This window comes from Mycoplasma sp. CSL7491-lung (assembly GCF_018913965.1).
Taxonomy (GTDB): domain Bacteria; phylum Bacillota_I; class Bacilli_A; order Mycoplasmatales; family Metamycoplasmataceae; genus Mycoplasmopsis.
Window position 1 is genome coordinate 421,821 of sequence record NZ_JAHMHG010000001.1, and the last position, 25,847, is coordinate 447,667.

5 protein-coding genes are annotated in these 25,847 nt (G+C 25.5%); 1 reads left to right on the plus strand and 4 read right to left on the minus strand.

Annotation, left to right across the window (positions count from 1 at the left end; all coding sequences use genetic code 4):
• Positions 1-8: 8 nt before the first annotated feature.
• On the minus strand, positions 9-2,024 hold the full coding sequence (locus KQ876_RS01725) for a hypothetical protein (RefSeq protein ID WP_216490031.1): 2,016 nt from the start codon (positions 2,022-2,024) through the stop codon (positions 9-11).
• 388 nt (positions 2,025-2,412) lie between these two features.
• Between KQ876_RS01725 and KQ876_RS01730 the strand changes: the two genes are divergently transcribed.
• Positions 2,413-12,441, plus strand: a complete 10,029-nt coding sequence (locus KQ876_RS01730) for a GDSL-type esterase/lipase family protein (protein ID WP_216490033.1) — start codon at positions 2,413-2,415, stop codon at positions 12,439-12,441.
• 85 nt (positions 12,442-12,526) lie between these two features.
• Here the strand turns inward: KQ876_RS01730 and KQ876_RS01735 are convergent, their stop codons facing one another.
• From KQ876_RS01735 to KQ876_RS04365, 3 genes are read right to left on the minus strand one after another with little or no spacing between them, the layout of a single operon-like run.
• Positions 12,527-14,950, minus strand: coding sequence for a hypothetical protein (locus KQ876_RS01735; RefSeq protein ID WP_216490035.1), 2,424 nt, complete (start codon positions 14,948-14,950; stop codon positions 12,527-12,529).
• A gap of 18 nt (positions 14,951-14,968) precedes the next feature.
• Positions 14,969-21,100 carry a glycoside hydrolase family 2 TIM barrel-domain containing protein gene (locus KQ876_RS04360; protein ID WP_216490037.1) on the minus strand — a complete coding sequence of 2,044 codons (6,132 nt, stop codon included), beginning with the start codon at positions 21,098-21,100 and terminating at the stop codon, positions 14,969-14,971.
• A gap of 8 nt (positions 21,101-21,108) precedes the next feature.
• On the minus strand, positions 21,109-25,812 hold the full coding sequence (locus KQ876_RS04365; RefSeq protein ID WP_216490039.1) for a beta-N-acetylglucosaminidase domain-containing protein: 4,704 nt from the start codon (positions 25,810-25,812) through the stop codon (positions 21,109-21,111).
• Positions 25,813-25,847: the final 35 nt, after the last annotated feature.

Sequence of the window (25,847 nt, forward strand, 5' to 3'; positions counted from 1 at the left end):
AATTTTTGTTATTCTGTAGCTTCTTCAGGTTTTGGTTGGTCTTCTTCATCAACACCTAATTTATTAAGTAAAGCTTTTACTTCTTCTGAATTAGTTTTAACTTCTTGTAATTGAGAAATTGTTATTGTTAAATAACTTTTTAGATATACAAGATTTAATAAACCTGAATAATATGCTTCAGACAATTCTTTAGCTAAATTTTGACTATATTCTTTTCCTTCTTTAATTAGAACTTTAAACGAGTCTATTCTTGATTTTAAATCACTAAATTGTTCGTTTTTAAAGTCTTCTCAAGTCTTTTTGCTATCTATAAATTGAGTTGTTAATTGGTTAATTTTGTTATTTATTGCACTTACTTGATCTCCTAATTCATTATTTCTATCTGAACTATTAAATATTAATCAATTTTCTAATTTTCTTGGATGTAGACCATCTACACCACTATTACTTACTTTATATTCTCCGAAACCTTGGTTATATTTAGATTCATTTAATTGATCTTTTCTAATAATTCATTTTACGTTTGCATCATATAATTCACTATAGCTATCATTAAACCCTAGAGAAGATGCTAACATATTTTTTAAACCTGTTATATCTAAAAGTTTTTTCTTTATATTTGTTTTATCTACATCTGTTAAAAAATTTGAATCATTTAAAAAACTTTCATATAAAACATTCTTTGATGATTTTGAATTAGTTTTTTCAACATCATCAGTAGCTAAAGATCATGGTAGCAGTTTTCCTTTATTGTTAAATAAATTACTATCATCCACAACAACTATTTTAGAATTTCAATCATTATTTTCTTCGTTAAATAATTTTATTTTTTCATCAATTTTTTGTAATAAATCTTCATAAGAAGAATATTCTATTCCTAAATAATAAAGCGAATCTTTATATAGATTAAATTTATCTTTAATTTTAGTTAATTGATTTTGAACTAATTCCAATTTAGCTTTTTTTGATGTTAAAGTATCAATAGTATCTTCATCGGAATAATTGTTTTCCATTAAATATTTTTCAATTTTTTCATTTAAACCATTAAAAGTTTTGTCTGTAATATTATTTTTTGAATTTGTTATATCGTTTTTTAATCTATCTATTTCTTCTTTGTAATTTTTCTTATTTTGTTCTTCTTCATCTATAGTTTCATTATCGGATGTGTCGTTTGAACTAGTAGTGGAACCTGTGTCTATAGTTTCCGATGAAGTTTCTTCACCGTTCGGTCCTGTTGTTTCTTTAGGATTTTCTTGCGAATCTTTCTCGGAAGAATTAGATAATTCTCCGCCTTGAGATTCTACATTTTCACTATCATCTGGTTTTGTTTCTTCCTTTGTTCCTTCGTTTGAATCTTTATCTGAAGGTTCTAATGATTCATTACTTTCTATTTTTTCGTCCCTTGCGGAAGCAGAACCTTGGGATCCTACAGTTTCACTATCATTTGTTATCGTCTCTTCCTCTTCGCCTACTCCCTTTGAGTCTTTATCTGAAGGCTCTGATGATTTACCACTTTCTGTTTTTTCATCTCTAGACTGTTCATCTGTTGTTGGAGTATCTTTTTCATCTTCTTTTTTAGACTCAACAATGGTTTCATCTTTTGATTCTGATTCCGGATTTTCTTTTTCGCTCGTAAAATCATTTGAACCTTCTTTTTGATCAGATTCTGTTTTTTCACTATCTACTTTAGAATCCGATTGAACCTCTTCATGATTATCGTTAGTTTTTTCTTTAGAATCTAATTTTGGTTTTGGAGTTACTATTGTATCCGTACTTTCTGTTTTTTCGTTATTTTTTGAATCTATAGAATCAGTTGAATTTTTTTGTTTTTGGTCTAATTCGTTAGACTTAACAGTTTCTTTATTATTAGAATCTACATCATTTTTATCTTTTGCTCCATTTTGAGCATTAGAATTTTTTTCTGACCTTGAATTATTATTAGAGCAACTAATAGCAGCCATTGTTGTCAACGATAAGGGAGCAACAATGGCTAAACCCTTAAATCAAATTGTTTTAAATCTCATATATTAACCTCTTCAATGTTTATTTATTAATTAAATTAAATAAGATAATGTTTCCACATTTATCTATATTATTTTATCTTTTTTAATATCGACAAGCCAAAAAGATGTTAGAAAATGCTATATTATCACTTTTTTTATGGTAATTTTTCCATAAAAAAAGTGATAATAACGGACAAATTTATGGTTTTTTTCATTATTTTCTTTAAAAAAGTGGTTTAAACACAAAAAAATAAATAAACAAAATGAAGTTCAAACTTTATAATGTTTTTTATAACATTTTTTTGAATAGGCGGCTAAATTTATGAATATGTAAAAATATGGTATTATTATAAGGTTAATTATTTCGCTTTATTATATATAATATAATAAACAATCTGAAAGGATAATTATGAAAAAAAATAAGAAATTAATTTTCGGTACAGCTATGGCTTTAGTATTAAGTGCAGGAGTAGTTGTTGCATGTAAAGCGCCTGGTTCTGATAAAGAATTGCAAAGTGGTGGTAAAGACTTATATGAGAAAATTAAAGAAAAGAACAATATTTCTTCAAAAGAACCTTTGGTTATAGAGCCATACTTACCAAAACCAAATGAAGAAAGTAATTCTCAAAATGGTAATAAATCAATTTCAGAAAGCACAAAAATACTACGTAAAGTTTCAAAAAACTTTATTGATAAAAACCAAAAAATTAAATATGTTGCAATTGGTGACTCTGTTACGGAAGGGTTTGATGCTTCTACACCAGAAATATTAAAAGGAAATTATCAAAACGGAAATATAGAAGGATTATCATATCCTGCTTATTTAGCTCGTTTATTAAATTTTAATGGTCGTGTTGAAAGTTTTGATAATTTTGCACACTCAGGTTCACAAATAATTGATTGAATTAAATTTTTCGATATAGAATTTGATTCAACTTATCAATCAAATATTAAATTAGGTAATAAAGAAGAAATTAAAAATAAATTAGAGAATGCTAACTTGATTACTTTAACCTTAGGTGCTAATGATTTGTTTTATTTATTATTTAAATCAGCAACTAAATATGATATAACAAAAATTATTAAAAGTTTTATTGATAAAAAACCAATTATCGGAGATTCATTAGTATTTTTCAATAACATCTTTAAAGATTCAATTCCTGAACTTAAAAAAAGATTAACAACTTTCTTAGCCAACTTAAAAGTAATGGCACCAAAGGCTAATATTAATATCGTTTCATACCCTTCACCATTTTTACAGTTAGATCAAATAATTACTGATTTCATAACAAAATCAGTCGGACAAAATTTAGACATATCACCTATTAGTTTATTAACCTCACTAATAAATGACGCTATTAAGAGTGTCGCTGATTCTAATGGAGTTAATTATGTGGATGTGTTTAATAACAATTATTGAACAGTAAATAAATCTAAATTAAATTCATTATTTTTAGATATCCACCCAAATAATTATGGATACAAAAAAATGGCAATGGATTTATACTTAAAAATCACTCATCCTACTTTAAATACAGAAGATTATCAAAATTACAATTTTGACAATGATTATTTAGAAAAAGATGCTAAGACAACAAACTATCAAATTGAAGCGGTTCAATCCGATCAAGAAGTATTTGGAAATTCCTCTGAAAGTTATTTAGATAACAAAAATCAAGAAGAATTGGAAAATGATTTAAATAGAAACCCAAGAAATTTTGGAGTAAAAATAGGTGTATTAACACAAGAATTTAGTTTTATTGCTAAAGAAATTATAGAATTTATTTCCAATAATACCTTATATAACGAATTAGATCCTGAACATAGATTAAGCAACTTTTTAAATTCTACAAATTCTAACAACCAAACTATTTTAGATAATGTTGTTAATAATATTATTAATTCTCAATTAATTTCTAGTATAGTTACAGATTTAGAAAATTCTCTAGCAATACTAAGAGACAAAAATGAATTAAATTTAGAAAATCTTGGTCATACTTTTATGGAAGTGGTATTAAATGTTAATAATATTCCTAAAATTATTTCAATAATTGCAAAAACAGATTTAACCCAAGAACAAAGAACTGAATTCGGAGCAACTTTAAAATATATTGTAAAAAATCTTTTAAATAGATATGGTAATGATATTTTTTCAGCTCTAACTAGTTCATTTGATAAATTTTTATCAACTTATAATATTTCAAAAGAACAAATCACACAAATAATTAATTCAATATTTAAATCGAATGATTTTAATGAAATTTTAAATGATGCTATAGATTTATTTGCAAATCACCCCGAAAAATTTAGTAACCTTGAAAATATAAACCAATTAATACTAGCATTCATCTCTGACCAAAATACAAATACTAAAATTGCTTCTAAAATTTCAAATATTTTCAAAGAATTATTAAAAAATCCTGCATTAAATTCTTTATTTAGTAGTTTAATTTTTAACATTCTTGAAAAAAATGAATTAACAACAAATATAACTAAAAGTGAAATTATTTCAGTTACAACAGACTTAATTGATTTGATAAACGAAATTGATACTCAACATAAAATAATTGAAAATTTTGTATCAATATCTCTTAATTCATTCCCTAGCTATGGATTTGATAAAATTCAGGAATTATTATCTAATTCATTTTTAGGTGCCGTTTCAAAAATTTCTGATGATAATAATCAAGAAAAATCAATAATAACCCTAATTAACCAAATATTTAAATCTAATTTAGTGAAAAACCATAAAGATTTATCTAAAAACTTGATTAACAATATTTTAGATAAGTCTAAATTGAAGAATGCTTCTAACTTAATGTATCCGTTAATATCTCAAACAATGATAGGCGAATATATATCAGATCAATCATTTAGTAAGATAGTGAACTTATTCTTCAAGCAAGATTCATTCAATAATTTAGTTAAGGATACATTAAATTCATTGATTGATAATTCTAACAATTTTGAAACCGTAAAAAATTATAATGAACTAGTTGTTCAAATATTACAAAACGTTAACGAAGACAAGTTTAAAAAAGAATTAAAAGCAACTTTAGCTAACTTATGAAATGATCCTGAACTAGCACAAACAATTAAACAAATATTAACTGATTTTGCACACGTCGAAAACATAGATTCTAGTCCTAGTGTAATAAACTTCATTCAAGGATTTTCTAGTGATTTCGGAAACATCCTCAAACAAACACAACTCATCGAAAGTTTAATAGACGTTATCTTTGATCAAATTAAAAAAGCTAAAGAACAAAACGCAAACACAATCGAAAAATTAAATGAGTTGCCAAATTTAATTTCAATAGAGATTAATAAAATACTAAATGAAAAAGGTTTTGAAATATTTAAAGAAGTAATTCAAAAAGACTATGTAACAAATAATAAAGAAGGTGTTTCGTTAATAGTTAGCGTTATTGTTAATAAATTAACAAAAAACGGAACATTACAAAATCTTATAAATAATTTATTAGAAACATATTTAGTTAAACCTGAAATTTCAAAATATGTTGAAAAAGATGAGATAAGTAAAATAATATCAAAAGTATTTTCTTCGGCAAACTTTAGTTTAATAATTCAAGATTTAGTTAAAATCTATATTTCTAATAGTAATCAAATCAATAACTTCAGTTCAATCACAAGCTTAGCCAACGCTCTGTTAAAGGATGCTACATTTAAAACTTTACTCAACCAAGATGCAAAACCTTTAATTAAAGAAATTATTAAATCTGGTGATTATAATAAAACAATAACAAAAGTAATAATTGAATTAAGCAAAAATACAAAATATAACATTCATGAAAAATACAAACCAGTAATAAAAAATATTGTTCCAAGTATTTTATACACTCTCGAAGCAACTAATACTTTTGACTCTTTAATAGATAATTTCATTAAATTACTTACACAGTCAAACGACTTAAATGAAGTTACAAATGGCATTTTAACTACAATTAAAAATAGTTTTAACTTTAGTGATGTGGAATTATATAAAACAATATTAAAAACCAATCTATTTTCAAACGAAAACGGAACTCTTTCTTTGGAACTTGTTAAATCATTAATAAAGACATTCATTACAAATGATTTAGATTCAACATTAGAATTTGCACTTCCAGAAAGTGCTTTAGGGATTCAAAAAACAGAGTTAAAACAATTTATACTAAAAGTAGCAAAAGATCAAAACTTTAAAAATATATACGAAAAATCATTAGATCTTATATTTAATAATTCAAAAGAAATTTCAAATATTCATAATTTTTACGATATATTTAATATCGCAGTTAAGAAATTAGAAGTTAATAATATCAAAGATAGTTTCGAAAATCTTTTCAAAACTATAAAAAAAGATGATGTATTTAAAAAATTAATTTCTAATATTATAGATTCTCAAATTAGTAACCAAGAAATTTCTTGATTATTTAAAAATGTAAAAAACAAAAAACAATTACTAACAGATTTAAGTTCTTCTTTAATTACACAAATTGATAAATTCAATCTAATAACATTATTGTTCGATTCTTTAAATGAATATAAAAATCAAAATAAAGAAAATATAAATGATATTATTGAAATATTAATTAATAAACTTAAAGATAAGTTCAATAAAGAAAATATAAGTACAACATTATTTAATTTCATAAAAGATATTTCAAAAGATTTTGCAAGCAAAAATAAAGAAGATATAAAAATTATTTTTAATAATATATATAACTATTTAAAAGAAAATAATACATATGTAGATTTTATATTAAACAATCTTCCGAGTGAATATAAAAATACTCTAAATAAATATATTTCAGGCCAAGACTTAAAATCGTTTGTTAACTTATTAATTAATAATGATACTTTCAAGGAAATTATTATTAATTCATTTAATAAAGTGATTGATAGTACTGATCAGTTACAAAATGCAAATGATATTAATAACATTATCTCTATTGCATTGAATAGTTTAGCAACAGATAGTAACCTCAAACAAAATATAATTAATTTTTTAACAAGTACTACAAATCAAAATGAAATCAAAACAATAATCGCAAATACTATTTCAAAATATGTTCAACTTAATTATCCAAAAATTTATGATCAAAATAAAACAAATATATTCATTTCCAATTTAATAACTGATGGATTTACAATATTTAAAGATTTAGGTCTTGTAGAAAACGTTTTAGATAGTTTGATTACATTCACTAAATCAGAAGGTAATAATGAATTTAATTTCGAACAAAGAATCCAAACATTAACAAATAATTTAAAAAATAATTTAAATACATTAGTTAATAACCATTTAGATGAATTAATATCAAGATTATTTAAATCAAATACAATTAATTCTGATTTTAATTATTCAATCCAAGTATTCAAATTTATTTCAACCACATTACTAGACAACATACAAATTTTCAAAGATATAATAAATGATGCCTTAAAAGATGCAAAATTAATTGATGATTCACAGAAATTAGATGAAGAAAAATTAAATGAATTTAAAGAATTGTTGTTTGATATAAATAATTCTAACGTTAATAATTCGATATTAGATCAATTACTAAATATAACTCAAGAACAAGCTAGTTTAATTGATAATTTCAATTCATTAAAAGAAGTATTAATAAATAACTTAACAAATGCAGTTAAAAATAACTATTTCACAATAATAAAATCTATTTTAAATTCTAAATTTGTACAAAATCAAAAAGAATGAATTAAAAAAGTATTAGAGAATGCCCTAAATAACTATCTAACAGATGAAAAAAGTATTGCGTTTTTAAATTCTATTAATCTAAACAAAATATCTAGTTCAATAGGTATTGATAAAGATTTAATAGTTTCCACAATAAAAGAAATAGTAAATAACACAAATACAAAAGAAGTAATTAAAAAAGTAATAGAAAAAATATTAGACAATATTGATTCAATTAAAAATTCAACAAATATAAATGACTTAATTAAAAAAGTATTTTCTATAAACGGTTTAAAAGATGAAATAAAAGAAGAAACTAATGCTATATTATCTTCAATAATCCAAAAAGATTCTATTAAACGAGTATTAACAGAAGCACTGAAAAAAATATTTGAAAAAGATTTTATAGCTCCGTATTTAAACGGGGTTAATAATAAAGCAGAATTAGCAAAGAGCGTTGTAGATATATTAGATATAATCGATGAAAAAATAAAATTAAGCGATTTAAGTTTTGAATTAATTTACAATCAACTTCAAACAAATGGAATTAACTTTAATGTAACTTCACTTTTAAATACATTTGTATCTAGTCTTAAAAATATTTTTAGCGGTAATAACGGCGAAACAAAAGCTGTCGATTTAATTAAAGCGCTCGTTTCTTCTTCTTTATTCAAAAATCATAAAGAAGATATAAAAACAATAATTAAAAATCTAATAATTAAATTCTCAAAAGGAACATTTATAGATGATTTATTCAATAATATATCTTCTTCAACAAGAGAAAAAATAGAAAATTATGTAAACATTAATGATTTAAGTAACATTTTAAAATTGATACTTAGAAATCAACATTTACACAACATAATTAATAATTCAATTACAAAATTAGTAAATAATATCAATCAATTTGAATCAGTAAAATCATATCAAGGATTAATTTCAAAACTTTTCGAATTAGTGAACTTCAATGAAATAAAATCAGAACTAAACCTAATGTTTAGTGACCTTTCAAATGAAGTAAGTTTCAAAGACGCACTAAAACAATTATTAATTAGTTTATTGAATAAAAATGGAGTCGAAACAACCGATGAAGGTATTAATTCATTTATAGATTATGTTTCAAACAATCTAAAAGATTTCTTCAAATCTTCAGATATACTTAATAATTTATCAAGTGAAATATTCGATAAAATCAAAGAAGTATTTAGTCAAAATAGTGAAAATACAATAGAAAAACTAACTAAATTACCAAACGATATTGTCGAACTAATAAAATCAAAAATTACACAACAACCTAAATCGTTTGTTGATGGAATTTTAAATTCTTCAAATATTCAACCACACAAAGAAGCTATAATTAAAATTGTTAAGCAATTATTTATTGGCCTAAATAAAAAAGGTGTTATTGAATTAATAGTAAACTCTCAAATTGATAAAATAAATGATCCTAGCGTTACTAAATACTTAGACCTTAACTTGTTTAAGAAAATGGTAGGAACAGTATTAAAAGATGATTTTATAAACGATACACTAAACGTGGTAGTTCCTGAATTATTAAATGATACTTCGTGACTAAATAATTTAAATAATCCATTTAAACTAATTCAAGAATTGTTTAATAAAGAAACAATTAAAAATCATTTTAAAAATAACTTACCTGGTGCTTTAGAAAGAATTTCAAAAAATAGTACAACAACAAACTTTATTAATTCTTTATTAAATAATGTATTAAAGAATAATCAAATAACTATACAAGGTAGTGAATCAAATAGTTTTGTTTACAATATTGCAAGCAATATTGTTCCGTATCTAAAAGAAGTTGATTTATATAATAATATTATAGAGACAATTATTAATCAATTGTCTTCAAGCGCAACTTTAAAACAATTTGTTGAATCAATTAAAACAAATATTATTTCTAAGTTCGATTTAGCTGATTACAAGTTTGTTAAAGCATTATTTAATAACTTTAGTTCTATCGAAAATAACAAAGAAATAGTAGTAGAGATATTCGAAAAAATATATGATAAATTTAAAGAAAATGATTCTTGAATAAGTACTATAATTTCTCTTGTTAACAAAGATCAAGTTTTTGTAAATACAAATAACGAAGAAAAACTTAAAACAATTATTAAAGAAGTTTTAAAAGAAGAAAGCATAAAAACTAGTTTAACTTCTATTATTAGGGGAAGTTTAACAAATTTATCTATATTTAAAAACGCTGACAATTATCAAGATTTAATAAAATCTATTTTCTCAAATGAAAACTTAAAAACACCTATTAAAGATTTATTTGATAAATTAACTAAAAAACTATTAGAAAATGAAAATTTTAAAACTATAGTAAAAAATATTCTTGATAAAAAATTACCTGATGACATTAAAACTAAATTATTTGAAAACATAACAACAGATAACGATAAAATAAATTCAATCGGGTGATTACTAACAATAATTAAAGAATCAAACAATAATTTCAATATATTTAATTCATTTATTGAATCAGGAATTAAACAGCTAGGAACTAACGGAACTATTCAATTTAACGTAAGTGAATTTATATCTGATGCAATTAAAAACATTAAAAAATTCACAAATTACAAAAATATCGAAGCTAAAATTCTTTCTGTATTAAATACTTTAAAAGTCCAAATAGGAAGCAATAAAGAAAATAAAATACAAATTATTAATAACATATTTAACTTGGCCGTAGATAAAATCGATATAGGTTCTATTATTTGAGGTGCATTAGAAGGAACTAATAAAGCTTCATTCATCTCGGAAAACTTTATTTCTGAAGAAGACTTTATAAGATTAATAAATAACACAGTTAAAACTAACAATCTAAAAGAAGTTGTAAATGATATAGTTAAATTCTTTTTTGAAAGTAATAATGATATCAATAATACTTCATTTGTAAATATAACAAAAGAATACTTAAAGGATGAGCAAAGAAAAACTAAATTTAAAGAAAAAATACAAAAGATATTCGAAAACGCTTTAAGTTCAAATAATTTAAGAGAACCTATTAAAAAAATAATAAATAAAGCTATGAATTATTTAGAAGTTAAAGCTGATGAACCTATTAACACATTTATAGAAAACTTCACAAATGGTTTAGGAGATTTCTTTAAACGAATAGAAATTAATTCTAAATTAATTGATGCGACAACTGAAGCATTCGAAGAATCCGAAAATTTAGGCCAATTAAGTCAAAAAATTAAAGACAAAATGATAGCTAAGGTTAACCCAACTTCATTTGGTCTAGTTTCTAAAATATTAAACGATTCATTAATGCAAGAAAACAAAGAAGGTTTAAAAAGTTTAGTTAAACAATTACTAACAAACTTCTTAAATAATGAAGAAAAAATTAGAAAAACAATAAATGATATAAATCTATCAGCTTTAATTACCGGTAGAAATGATGAGGAATTAAATAAATTAATAAACAATACTATAATAACATTTATTAAAAATCCGGATTTAAGAGATTTATTGACTTTAATTCTTGATAATATTATTGATAATGCAAAAAAATACGAAAATAAAACAACATGATTAGAAGCGGTTAATGTTTTATTACATTCTAACAATGCTGAGCAAATGAAGCAAAAGTTTAAAAATTGATTCAAAGCAAGTGTTTCACAAAATGGTAATGTTGACTTTATAAAAGGTATAACTAAATTGGCAATAATAAAATTTAAAGAATCAGGATTTAATTTAAACCAAAATAGAGATGAAGTTGTAATAGAACATATAATACAAAAAACTTTAGCATGAATATCAAATGATACTTTATTTAACACAATAATAGATAAAATATATGATAACTTAAGAAATTTAGATTTTACAAAGGCAACTCCACAACAAGTAAAACAAAAAATTATGGATGGCGCTTTATCATTTATTCTTACAGACGATATGAATTCAATATCATTTAAAAAGATTTTAAACCAAGCAAGTAAAATTAGATTATTAACAAGCTCATTTAATGAATCAATTTATGTTGAATTTATAAATAGACTATTCGAAAGTAGCGACTTAGAAAGAACTACAGGTATTTATAGTGTGCTTGATTTCTTATTTAAAGATCAGCCAAGCAGCGGATCATCGAATGAGACAAATACAAATAATAATCAAAATAATGATCAACCTAAAACTTATGGTTTCTCATTTGATGAAAACATATTTAATGTTGTTGGTAGAACCGAAGAGTTGATCAAGGCTATTTTTGAACCCATTTTCAAATCGATGTTTACTAAAATTTCACAAAATAATTACAATTTAACCCAAAGTAAAAATAACCCAGAATACAAAGCTATTTTTAGATTAACATCAATTATGTTATGAGCAATATTTGAAAAAGGTGCAACTGGTGGTAAATTCTGAAACTTCACAGGTTTAGATGTCGAAGGTACATTTGTTGGTGGTTTAGAAAAAGCATGAGAAAGTGCTAAAAACGCAAAAGCAAACCTTTGAAATAAATTTAGTGATGACCAAAAAATAAAAAGTGGTGCATATAAAAAGAGCTGATGAAGTGGTGGTGGATTTGCATATAATCGTGAATTCATTACAGGTAATAGATCAGATAGAACATCATTAGGTAATTATTGAAACGATCAACTACTTGCATACATTTATTGAAATAAAGACAACGATAGACACAATCAAGGTTATAAAAATAAAGAAACATTACGAAAAGCAATTAAGCAAGGTTGATTGTCTTCAAGTAATTAAATAAAATAAATATCAAGCTATTACCTAAGCTTGATATTTATATTATATAAAAATAACACACTTTAAATAAGTGCGTTATTTTTGATTATTGATTTGTTTCTTCTGTAGGAGTAGAAACTTCTGTTTTAGTCAAATTAATTGTAAATTCTTTTTTGTGTTCTGTAGTACCATCTGTTACAACTACTTTTGCTTTTGCTCCAGTTTCTTTTTGTGTTTTAGCATTTGTTGTAACTTCGCTTACATAACCAAATGTATATATTCCTTCTTGTAAATTTGAATTGTTACTATTTTTAATAGTTGATTGATTAAATAATGTTTTGAAAACTTCTTCAAAAGTTTTATCTTCTGGAACTTGTATTGAAAGTGTTTGTTCGTTACCGTTTAATTCAACTTCTTTATTATCTATATTTAATTTAAATGAATCACCAAATTGCTCTAATGCAGTAAATGATATTGATGCATTATTTTGTTTTTCTACTTCAGAATTTATTGAATCACCTTCTTTCAATTCTATGAATTCAAGTTCTGAAAAACCTATAAATCCTTTGTTAGATTTAAATTTTGGATCAACAGTTCCTTCTGGATCTTTTAAATTAGGAATAGTTGGTGCTTCAAAAGAGAATTTGAAATATTTATCTGTTGTTGGTTCAAAATTTATTGTTAACTCAAAAATATTACTATTTATAGTTTTCCCGTTTGGTAAATTATCTTCATCAATTAATTTATAATTATTCTCTACTTTTAAATTAAAGAACTCATTATCTAATACTTTATCTTGACCAGAAACTAATTTAAAATCAGATTCATTATTTGTTGATGATGAATAAATTTTTATTCATTCAGGAGACATTGTTTTACCATTTTGTAATTCTACTTTATCACTATGATTATATTTATCAAAATCTCCTCAAGTTTTATCTGCATTAAATCCCGATACTCTTACTCAAACTTTCATACCATGAATTTTAGAATTTGCAGGTCTATCTTTAAGATTTAAATAGAAAGTATTATGATCTTGTATTTCTGCATAATCAAATCAGTTATCTCATCTTGATGTTTGTTGTTTATTACCATCAATCAATTTAGGTAACTCAGTAGCTCTTGTTTCATTAGGTTTTTTTGGATTATGATAATCATAATATGATTTTTCAATATCTAAATTAATCTTGTCTCTTCCTGTTAAAATTGTAGAAAACTCACTATTATTTAAATTACCAACTTGATATCCTGTAGATTTTAGAGTTAATAAAGCATATTTAGTTTCAGAACCTTCTGTTTTAGTTCCTAATAATTTAATTGTTTCGTTATTAGACATTACTTTATTTTCGTCTAAATCGCTACCATCATAGTTTTTAAATGAATATCCTTCAAATGTATTTGATAAATAATTTTTAACATTTGTATTTGATATTATTTTTTTAACTTCAACATATTCATAATTCAACTCTTTCTTTGAATCTTCTGTTGTTTTTTCTACGTTCGCATCTTCTGTTCCTGCTTGATCGTTACCGGTTTCAGAACCTTCTCTTTTATCGTCTTTATTTTCTTTTGAAGATTCTTCGTCTGTTTTTGCAGTGGTTTCTTCTTCGTTGTCAGATGATTTATCTCCGTCTTTATCCCCTTCGGTTTTTGTTTTATCACCAGATTCACCGGTACTACTTTCACCTTCGGATTCAGTATCTGTTTTACTACTTTCAGAATCTTTACCGTTTGTTTTATCTTCTTGATTTTCTTTTGAAGATTCCTCGTCTGTTTTTGCAGTGGTTTCGTCTTTATTGTTAGATGTTTCGCCACCTTTATCTTCTTTTGTTTTATCTTCAGATTCACCGCTAGCACTTTCACCTTCGGATTCAGTATCTGTTTTACCAGTTTCAGAACCTTCTGTTTTATCACCTTGATTTTCTTTTGAAGATTCCTCGTCTGTCTTTGTAGTGATTTCATCTTCGTTGTCAGATGCTTTACCACCTTTATCGTCTTTTGTTTTATCTTCAGATTCAGTTGTTGTATCACCTTCAGATTTTTTTTCTTCGTCTTTATCTTGTTTTGTATCTTCTTCTACAGGTGGAACATCAGTAGGTTTATTATCGATTAATTTTTTATTTTCAACAGTCTTTTCATATGCCTTATCTAAATTTATTTTAGCAGATACATATGCATCATTTTCTGTGCTATTTGAAGAGTAAATAGAATTTGCTCTTTGATATTCTTGTTCTAACTCTTGTCTCAATTCTGCATATTTAGCATCTGATAAAGTTTTTAAATATTCAGTAACTTTATCTAAACTTAATTTTAGTTCGTTTTTAGAATCATTATTTGTAGAATCTGAAGGTGTGTCATTTTTTGTATCCGGTTTAGCAGGATTAGAAGGTTGTTCAGGAGCAACCGGACTAGGTTTTTCTTTTTCTTTGCTAGTTGAACTACCGCAACTCATTGCCATAGTTGCAACTGAACCTAAAAGCATCGAACCTGCCATTAGGTTTGTAAAAATTTTTCTATATTTTTTACTCATAATTTAAAGTCCTTTCAATTATTTTTGTGTATTTTGATCTAAATCTAAAATTATTTGTCTTAAATCATTTATTGGTGTTTCTAGTATTTTAGAAAGATATCTAAATTTAGCTACTAATGACTTAGCCATTGTATATTTAGTCACACTTAAATTAGGTGTAATTCTAGATTCCAATGTTTGAACTAATTTTTCATATCTTCTTATTAATTCGTTTCTTACTTCAAATGAACGTTTAGTGAATTTATATGTATTTGTTTTAGAAAGATCTTCGGAAATTATTGTAAATTCAACAGAATATTGATCCATATATTTAATAACCTTAGCACCTTCACTAACTTGAATGATAATATCATTTAAATCAACATTATCATCGATGTAGTAATCTTTTTGTTCAAGATTAATACCATCCACATATTTTCCTTTAATTTTTACATCGAGCAATTGTGCTTCGCTTTCTAAAGAACTTGTTCTAAACGCTCTTAATTCCCTGACAACAACTCCATTTTTATTGTCAGGTGTTTTCATTCTTATTCTAATTGCGGTTGCATTTACAGGAGTTGCAAATTCGAATAAGGATCCTTCGGTATCGTTTGAAGGTAGAGAAGCTACTTCAGGTTTATTTTTTAATACTACTTCTTTTCAAAGCGAACTATCTGATAAATTCGAATCTCTATGTTCGTCGATGTGACCAACTTGGTTACCGTTTGGTAAATTAGTTATTGGTTGATCAAAGTATTCTATATGATATTCTTTTGGTAATCCTGAACCACCATCAACACCAAAGAATACTCTAAGAGAGTCTACGCTTTTAGTTTGATTTTCAGAGATAAGAACACCAACTCAATCTTCATTTCTCTTATTTCTTTGTCAATTAGATCATTTATTTATGCTTGTAGGTTGAGTTTCAATAATATTATCATTTAAATATTGTACTCTATCATTTGATCCGGCTCCATCGTTTGTAAAGCCGGCAATTGCAATAGGAGTTTTTTGATCCGAAACTCTTGCCGAAAGATTTCTGGTTAAAATAACTCCTTGTTTATTATCTTTTGGTATTTTACGATTTACTTGGAATTCGTACACTAATAACCCTTGTTTTCCTCTTACAATATCCATTTTAATTCTTAAAGCATAACCTTTAACTGGTTTTGCAAAATTAAATATTGTACCTGCAGCATTATTTGGTGTAATAGTTGGACTTTCTTTTAGTTCAACATCTTTTCATAATGAATCGTCTGCTAAATTACTATTTGATCCGCTAATATGTGATAATCCATTAGCATTTGGTAAATTTGTTATTGGTTGATCAAATACTTGAATTTTATAATTTGTAGGTGCTTTGGCTCCACCATCTTCACCGAATCAAACTTGAAGTTGATCAAACATTTCAGGTCCAATAATTCCACCACGTGCAAATATAGTACCTACTCAATCAGATGTTCTAGTTGAGTTTCTTTGTCAATCAGATCATTTATTTGAAGTATTGTTTCTAGGTTCTACTATTCCATCGTTTATTTTTTCGATTCTATCTTGTGAAGTAGGATCAATATCATTGGTAAAACTTGCAATTGCGGCAGGATAATCAAATCCAGTTACTTGTTTAGAAATATTTAAATAATCTCCTTCTTTTTCCGGAACAACATTTATGTTTAATTTAGCTTTTAAATCTTCAACACCATCAATTGTTCCAAAAATTGAGTAATCTTCAGAAGATTCTAGATTAGATTGAGTAAATTTATCTCATGTAACTGTTTTAGTTACTTTATTGCCTAAATTATCTGTTACAAGCACAATGTCTGGTAATTGATATGGTTCAAAACCTTTAATAGTATTTAGTGTAATTTCTTCAACTTTTACGTAATCATAAATAGATACTGTAGCATAAACCGGTTCTTGTGTTTCAACAATAGTTCCAGTAATTAAATATACACCCATTTGATCTGTATTTGGAATATTATCTCATTCAACAATTTGTCTTCTTGGGAATTTATCACCTTGATACATTTTCTCTATGTAATTTGGTAGACTTATTTCTTGACCACGTTGTACAGTTAAGTTGAATGAACTATATGAATCAATATTTGATGATTCTTTTGATTTTAAAATCATTAAATTAGTTGTTTGAGTTCTAACTTTTTGACCTTTATATGTAAATTCGGCATAAACTGGTATATTATTTTTTGCAATTGAAGCATAAATTTCATTTGATTTAGAACTAAAGTATTTATTATCTTCTGGATCCAATGTTTTAATTTGAATATTACTTAATTGATCCTGTGTAATAATTGAACCGTTTGATAGTCTTAATTCTATTTTTGCATATCTACCACGACCTTCAATGATTGGTAAAACATCTAAATATGCTTCAGTATAATCATTTAAGTTTAAATGATATTTATACTTAAATATATTTACACTACCATCTTGTGCAGTTACTAAAATAATATATTCTCTATTAAATTCATCAATATCAACTATTAATTGCTCAACTTTTGCATTTTTATCAGTAGGAATAACTTCAATCAAAGGATATCCATTTTTATATTCCGATTCAAGTGTATACTCTTTAGTATCATTGTCAAAATTGTCTAATAATTTTGTACCAATATAAACCATTTCTACAGTGTTATTATTTGATTTTACTGTATCTACTTCATCGGTTAAAGCAAGTAATACACTTAAATAAGCTTTTGTTAAAATTTGAGGATTATCTTTTAAATATCCATTAATTTCAATTTCTTGACCTGGTTCAAATTCGTTTACATTTATATTTTCGGTATTTCACACCACTTCTTTATGTTCTAATTCATTTGAGTTATTTAATACTAAAACAGAATTAGATAAAACTAATTTTTCGCCTTTTACATATGATAAATATGTTTTTGTTGGTCTATATAATGTAGATAAATCAACAACTTCAACATTAAGATCAAAAGTTTTTTCTTGATAATTAGCTGTTACTGTGTATTCGCCAGTATTTGAGTTATCTAGTTTTGTTATATCTCACTCAATATTATCATTAACTTTTGTACCGTTAGATAAGATTAGATTAATATCATTTAAATTTGGTTGTTCAAATAAATTAATTGTTATTTTTCTCTTATCTAGAGCAAGCGGAATAATGGTATCAGTATTAGGTAAAGACTCAACTGTTAAAATTGTTGTTTGGGTTGATTCTAGATTTTCTGAATTTGCATTTAAAGTAATTTCACCAGATTTATTTGTAGATCTAACAATAACAAGCGCTTTACCATTGAATAAATGTCTTTTTCAAGTTCCGTCTTCATACGCTTTATATCTTTCGCGTGTAAGAGCGTCACCATTATCAACTCCGACTATTTCACCATCACCTTCAACTGTAAAATTAATTAAATTATCAGCATTCGGATCTTCAATTCCATTTTCATCAACTACAGAAACATGAACATAAGATAAAGAATCGCCGTTTGATAAAATAATATTTTTCTCAGGTTTTAATTGTACTCTAACCGGAGTAGAAGCTCTTTTAATAGTGTCTGTTGCTACTAAATTATTTTCTGAGTCGTATGCTTCAGCTGTAATTGTTTTGTTTTTAAATTCATCGTATTTAATAGGGAATTTTAAATATAACTCATTTTCGTTTGCACCTTGTTGATAAATAATCGGATTTCCTTTTTCGTCAGTGTAGTTTGTTTGTAATGTAGCGAATTCTTTGGTAGCTATTTCTTGACCATCTGCTTTTAAAATAACTTTTTTAGCATTAGAATAAACTCTTAAATCTAAAGTTCCATCTTGGTTAACAACTAAATTTCTCATTTCTGGTTTATCAAAATTTAAATGGGGAGCTATTTTAACCATAGGATGTTCTTTAACATCTAATCATTGTGATTGATATAAATAGTAATCATTTTTAGGAAATCCAGCTGTATCTACAATACCAAAATATGATGATTTTGGTTTATCATCTCCTTTTTGACCTCATCATGGAGTAGGTTCACCAATATAATCAAATCCAGTTCAAATAAATTGACCGGCATATCATTTGTTATCTCTATCAAATTTTCATGATTGTGTAGCTGTTTTTCCTCAACCTACACGGTTATTTCCGTAATCTGATTGTTGTTTTCCATAATAATTGTTTGCGTTGGTTCCGTTATCATAACTGTTAGGTGCATATCAAACACCACGTGAACGTACGGCTGAAGATGTTTCAGAACCATATATTTTTCAATTTGGATGGAGATTATGCAATGTCGGAGCATTTGCTTCAGAATAGTTCATTCCGACAACATCAAGTTTTTCAGAAGCTGCAGCAATATTAGCATCTTGCCCGTTACCATAACGATATCTATCTGAACCTCATGTTACATATCTTGTTTGATCTACTTCTTTAATTCATTTAACTAAATTGGTTGCAACTGTAACACCTTTTGCTTGTGTACCTTCAGCAATTTCATTACCAATTGACCACATTATTATTGCAGGCGAATTAATTTTTGAACGCACCATTTGTTTAACATCGAATTCTGCTCATGTTTCACCTTCAATTGCATCAGGATGTAATGCTTGTTGCTCGAAGAATCTATGATAGTCATTTGTTTTTTTACCACCATATCAAGTATCAAATGCTTCATCAATAAATAATAACCCTAACTCTTCGGCAATTTGAACTAATTTTTGATCTGCAGGGTTATGTGTTGAACGAATTGCATTAACACCCATTTCTTTCATAATTTTCATTTGACGATAAATGGCGTCATAACTAGCAACAGCACCCAACGCACCTTGATCATGGTGCATAGAAACACCATGGAATTTTAATCATTTTCCGTTTAAACTAAATCCATCATTAGATGTTCAATCTATTTTTCTATATCCATATCTTTGTGTTTCTTGATCTACAACAATATCGTTTCCATCTACATTTTCAATAATTTCTGTTTTTAATAAATATAAATTTGGATTTTTAGTATCTCACAATTGAACATTATTAACGTTAAACTCTGTCTCTAACTTAATTGAACTGCTAGGGTCTATGTTGACATCTTCAGTTTGATTTGTGAATAATATAGTTTTTTCATCACCGAATTTATAAACAGTTTTTTTAATTTTAAATGTTCTTGTTTTTGAATCGTCATTTTTAATTGTATAAATAGCTTTACTTGTAACATTTGATAAGTCGTTAACATCGAAATCATTATTGATAATTTGTGTACCATATGTTTGTAAATGTAATTTATCAGTAACTTTTAATGAGACATCCCTATAAATACCTGAACCTGAATATCATCTTGATGATTCGGATTTGTTTGTTACTTTTACTGTTATAACATTCTTAGCACCTTTAGAGTAATCTAAATATTTACCAATGTTATAATTAAATTCTTGATATCCTGAAGGATAAGTAGATATATATTGTCCGTTTACATAAACTTCAGATTCCATGTAAACACCACCAAAATGAATCTCTATTTCTTTATCCTTTCATTCTGGTTTTACATCTAATTCTTTTCTATATCAAGCACTTCCGCCCTCTAAAGAACCTCATTCATTTGAAATAGTTGAACTAAAATCATTATAAATTGATCAATCATGAGGTAAATTAACGTTTAGCATATGCGAATCATCAAAATTAGTTTTTTTAACTTCAACTGAGTCGACATCATTTATTTTAGCAAATCTTCAATTATCATTTATATTAATAACTCTTTGGTTATTAGTTCCAATTTCGGTATCATTTTTTTCTTTTACATCTTGAATTTCGTTTTCGAAATTAATATCTTTATAACCGCTAATTTCTCTATCTACACTAAAAACTTCTTTAGTTGACAGATTTTCAAAAGTAAACTTGGCGCTCATTTTATTGTTTACATAATCATAATTTATAATTTCAACATTATTAACATTTAAATTTTGACTATTAAATTGAGACAATAATTCTGTTTTATTATTCAATTGGTTAAAATCTGTAATATATTTATTTTCTAATAATTTATCAATTAGTGCAATGTTTATTTTGCTATTTGCTTTATTTTCTTCTGTAGATTGATTATCATTTTTTTCTTTTTCACTCTCTTTTTTAGTGTTTGGTGCAAAACAAGAAACAACGGTTGCAATTGATGCAAAACTGACTAATGATCCTAATATAATTAATGATTTATATTTTTTCATAATTCTCCTTAATTATTTTTATTCTTTTTAATTTTTTTAAATGCAAGATAAAGGGCCATACCAAATGTAACAATCGCATTTAATACAATTAATAAAACTAATGAACTTGAAACATTATTTTCTTTTTTTGTATTTTTAGATGGCGACTCTTTTTCAATTACCACAACATTATTCTCAGGTTTAGTTCCTATATTTGATTCGATTAATGAATACTTATGAGCAGTATTAATTAAATCATCAGTTTGATCTAATAATTTTGCAAATTCAATTTCGTTTTGTGGATTTTCTTTTAGAGAAGTTTCGATATTATTAACCAATTTTGTTGTTGAAGAATAAATTTCAAAAGGTTTAGAATTGTCTTTTGCTTCTCTAGATTTTTCTAATAAATCACTTAAAACCTGTTTTTTAGTTAAAAAATCTTGGTACATTTTATTTAAAGTATCTTTTTTTAACTCTAATGTTTCTAAATCTCTACCTTTTTGATACAATTCTTCGACTTTATCAGAATAGGTTTTTGGATCATATTCCTCTAAACTTAATAATTTTTCCGCTTGATATTTAATATTTCTTTTTCATTGAACAAAAATATCATTTAAATTATCATCTATATCATAAAGGTTTTGTAAATACATTGTTGTTGAAATATTATTAGATAAAGAATTTAATTTATCATTAACACTATCTTTTATTCTTAAATATTCTTCTAAATATTTATCGAGATTTAAATTATTTTTATTTAAATTTAAGTCGTCTATAGATACTTCTAAATCTTTTACAAATTTTTGGAATAATTTTGAATTTATATATTTATTTGAAGGTTTTAATAAATCTAACTTATCTTTAAATTTAGTTAATTGCGATTTAACTATTTTTGATACTTTTTCAAAATAAGCTGCGTTAATCTCTTTAATTTGTTGGTTTCTCTTATTTAAAGCTTCTTTAGAATAAAAATCTAAGTTTTTACGTGTCACGTCTAATAATTTATATTCTAAAGTTAAATCTAATTTTAAAATATTATTTTTAGTAATTAGATCAATAGAATTTTCTAGAATATTTATTTCCTTTAAGGATTCATCATTTATTTGTGCTTTTTCTAAAGGTACTACTTTTAGTTCAGATAGTTTTTCTCCGATGGAAGATAATTCACTATTAAAATGAATACTTTCATTATTATCGTAATATTTATCTAAATTATTAATCAAATCATTCATTTTTTCAAACACATGATTTGGATAATCATTACTTGTAGATAAACTCAATAAATCTTTTCTTAAAGTATATAATTCTAAATAACGATCAGATTTAGATTTATCAAATACTAATTTACTTTTGATTTTAGTTAATTTGTCAATTCATTTTAAAACTTCATCGTTAGTTAAACTATTATTTCTAGTATTTTTAAATGATTTGAATGTTAATAAATTATTATTAAGCATAACAAATGTTTTTTTAGTTAAATCTTCTGAACTATATTTTTCTAATTCCGCAACTAAGGAATCAAGTTTGTTAATATTATCTTGATTTGCTACAACATCATAAACATACTTAGATTTTATAAGTTCGTTTCTCAATCTATTAATTGCAATTTGTGAATATCCTAATTTGTTTTTTAACAATTCTTCTGCTTTAAAAATTAATGTATCAATATTTTGGTTTGATGTAAATGTAATATTTTCGTGTTTTTTTCGAGATTCTTTTAAATCTTCTAATGCAGTTTTAACTTCTGAATAATCTAAACGATTAAAATTACTTAAAACATCAATTTTATCAAGATGCAATTTAGAATTTCTATATTGAATATTTAGTTTAAGAACAATTTCATCTTTATCGAGAGGTGCTCTAAAAAAGTTTTCCACTTGGTCTAGATTACCCATTTTTTTGTTTTGGGTGACTCCGGTTGTTTTATTGTAAACTGTCGCATAAACTAAAGCATGCGAAATATAAAGAGGGTCTTGCTTAATGTAAAATTCATTAAATAAAGCATTTTCATCTGATTCACTTTCGATAACTAATTCTCCGTTATCAGAGTGCGAAGTAAAGATAAAATCAGAATCTTGGAATAAATATTTATACATATTCATTTCTTCGTTATAATCCGATGAATGAACTCTATAATTATTTACTTTTTCGACATTTTGCTTATTGGCACCATTGGTTATTTGTTCAACATGTGAACTTCTTACTAAGCTAAAATCAGTAATACTAAACTCTAATTCTTCTTCTGAATCGTTGAATAAAATAATATATCTAGCAATAAAAGGTTTTTCATCTGATACATCTTTAGGTACTGAGTTAATTTTATCAAATGTTGTTGAATAATATTTCTTTAGTTTCTTGTTATCTTTATCTTTTCCATCTAGAACTAAATTATATGATGTTATTTGTGAGACGACATTTAAATCAAACGCAATATATTGACCACCTTTTAAAGTTAAAGTTTGTTTTGTTTCATCTTTAGGACTTAAGTATTCTATTTTTGATGCACCAATATATGCTGCACCCACATTTTCACGGTTATTAGGATCTATATTTGAAATAATTTGAGAATTTGCACTTTCATTTTCAACAGTTTGCTTATACAATTCTGGATTTGCAATTTGACTTTTATTTTCTTTTGAAACATATAAATTATCTAAATTTATATTTCCTGACTTTGATTTAATAAAATTAATTTTATTTAAAATGAGTTTTGCAAGAGGTTCTAAATATTGATTACCTGGTCTAACAATTTTTTCTTTATCTCTTGGTTTTGAGCCTTCTTTTAAATCTTCTCTAATTAAATGTTTAGCAAAATTAAATGCCTCTCTAGCTTTATCAGCGTATTGATATGCTTCAAATAATTTAGCTTGTTTTAATCTAATGTTAAAATCATATGAATTTAATTCATCAAACAATTTCATTGCTACTAAACCATTCTTAATTGTTTCGGCTATTTTAGATAATGATAATCCAAATAATTCCATTTCTTGCTTCATTTTTTCATTAGTTGAATAATGCATAAATTCATCATAAGCATCAATTATGGATTCCATTTCACTTAATAATTGTTCTCTATCTGATTCATTTAAATTATTATTTGAATTCAACGAATTTGTAATCGAATTGATTAATGGTCTTATATCCTTAGATTCATCATCAATATTAACCCCTCATCTAGTTCCATCTTTAGATGTAGAAGTCATGTGACTAGCTAATTTCATAAGGGCTTCAGGGGCTTCAGGGGCTATTTTATAAAATGATTCTTTTCATTCTTTTCAAGCGTCAAAGTCTTTAATATTTCATGTATACGAGCTTATTGCACTAATTGCAATTTTAGATAATTCACCTTCTTGCATTGGGTTTGTTACAACACCTAATAATTTACTTGGTTCAACATCGTTATTTAACATTGTTCCGGGCCCTAAATTAAGGGCTGTATAATCTGGATCATTTACAGGTCAATTTAACCAAAATAAAGGTGACCTATTTGTTCCAGAAGTATTAACTCATCAATTTATAGATCTTGTTTCTACACTACCAAAAACATTAGCACCTGTATAAACAATCCATACTTTAGAATTATCAGGTAGTTCTCTTTGGTACTGTTGCAATTGGGCCACTGTTCCTGATCATGTATTTGACATTCCTTCATATTTTGTTGGAACAAACACAAAACCTTTTACTTCTCTACCCTCTTCAGAACCTCATGCAACTAAATCTTCGATTAATTTTTTTACAAGATTAAATGGTTGACCATCAATATCATCTGCTAATAAACCAAATTGCCTAATACCGACTTCATCATACATTTGCTTAAATTTCGCTTTCAATTTTGTAACTTCAGAATCATAATTGTTTTGCAAATCAATAGCATGTGATTTGTTAATTCATGGATGCACGGTTCATGTAAATTCAACACCAGCATAATGCCCTGCTTCAACTGTTTTTTTCATTTTTTCAATTTCTTCAGAAGGATATAATTCATCTCATTTTACACTATGATACGGATCATCTTTTGGAGCAAATATATATGAATTAGCTTTATATTTACCAGCTAATGTCATCATTGAACTTCTATCATCTCAAGACCAAGGTACTCCATAATACCCTTCTATAAAACCACGAATTTTAGTATCAGCATAATCATTAATTACTAAATCTCTAATAAATTGACCGTTCATTTCTTCAAATATTCAACTCAATGTATTAAAAGCAGCGAAAACACCTTCTTTATCTTTAGCAATTATTACGATATTATTATTTTTAACAACTAGAGAATAAGCATCAAACTTATTGAAATCATTATCAATTTCTGATTCATATTTAGACTCAATATATTTAGACACTTCATCATCAGAACCTTTTATTCCGATTAATACTCTAGTATTTAAATTATTTTTGTCTAATAAATAATCTAAAGTGTTCTCTGATTCTAGAGTAGATTTAAGATTTAAAACAGATTTAATATGATGATCTAAATATTTATCCGACAAAATTGATGATCCACGAACTAGTGTATATTTTGATGAAATAAAACTTAAATTATCAAAATACTTTAAATTATGTGGATTAGGATTAATTGTATATTCTATTTTAGAAACTTCTTTTTCAGAGTCATTTAATTCAGTTTCGTTTAATGTTTGGTTACTGCTATTAAGCGAAACCAAACCAAATAAACTTGAAGTCACTCCTAAAAGAGTAATTTTATTTAAAAATTTCTTATTTATTTTCATAATTTACCTCAAAACGTTCGTATATAAGTATTCTT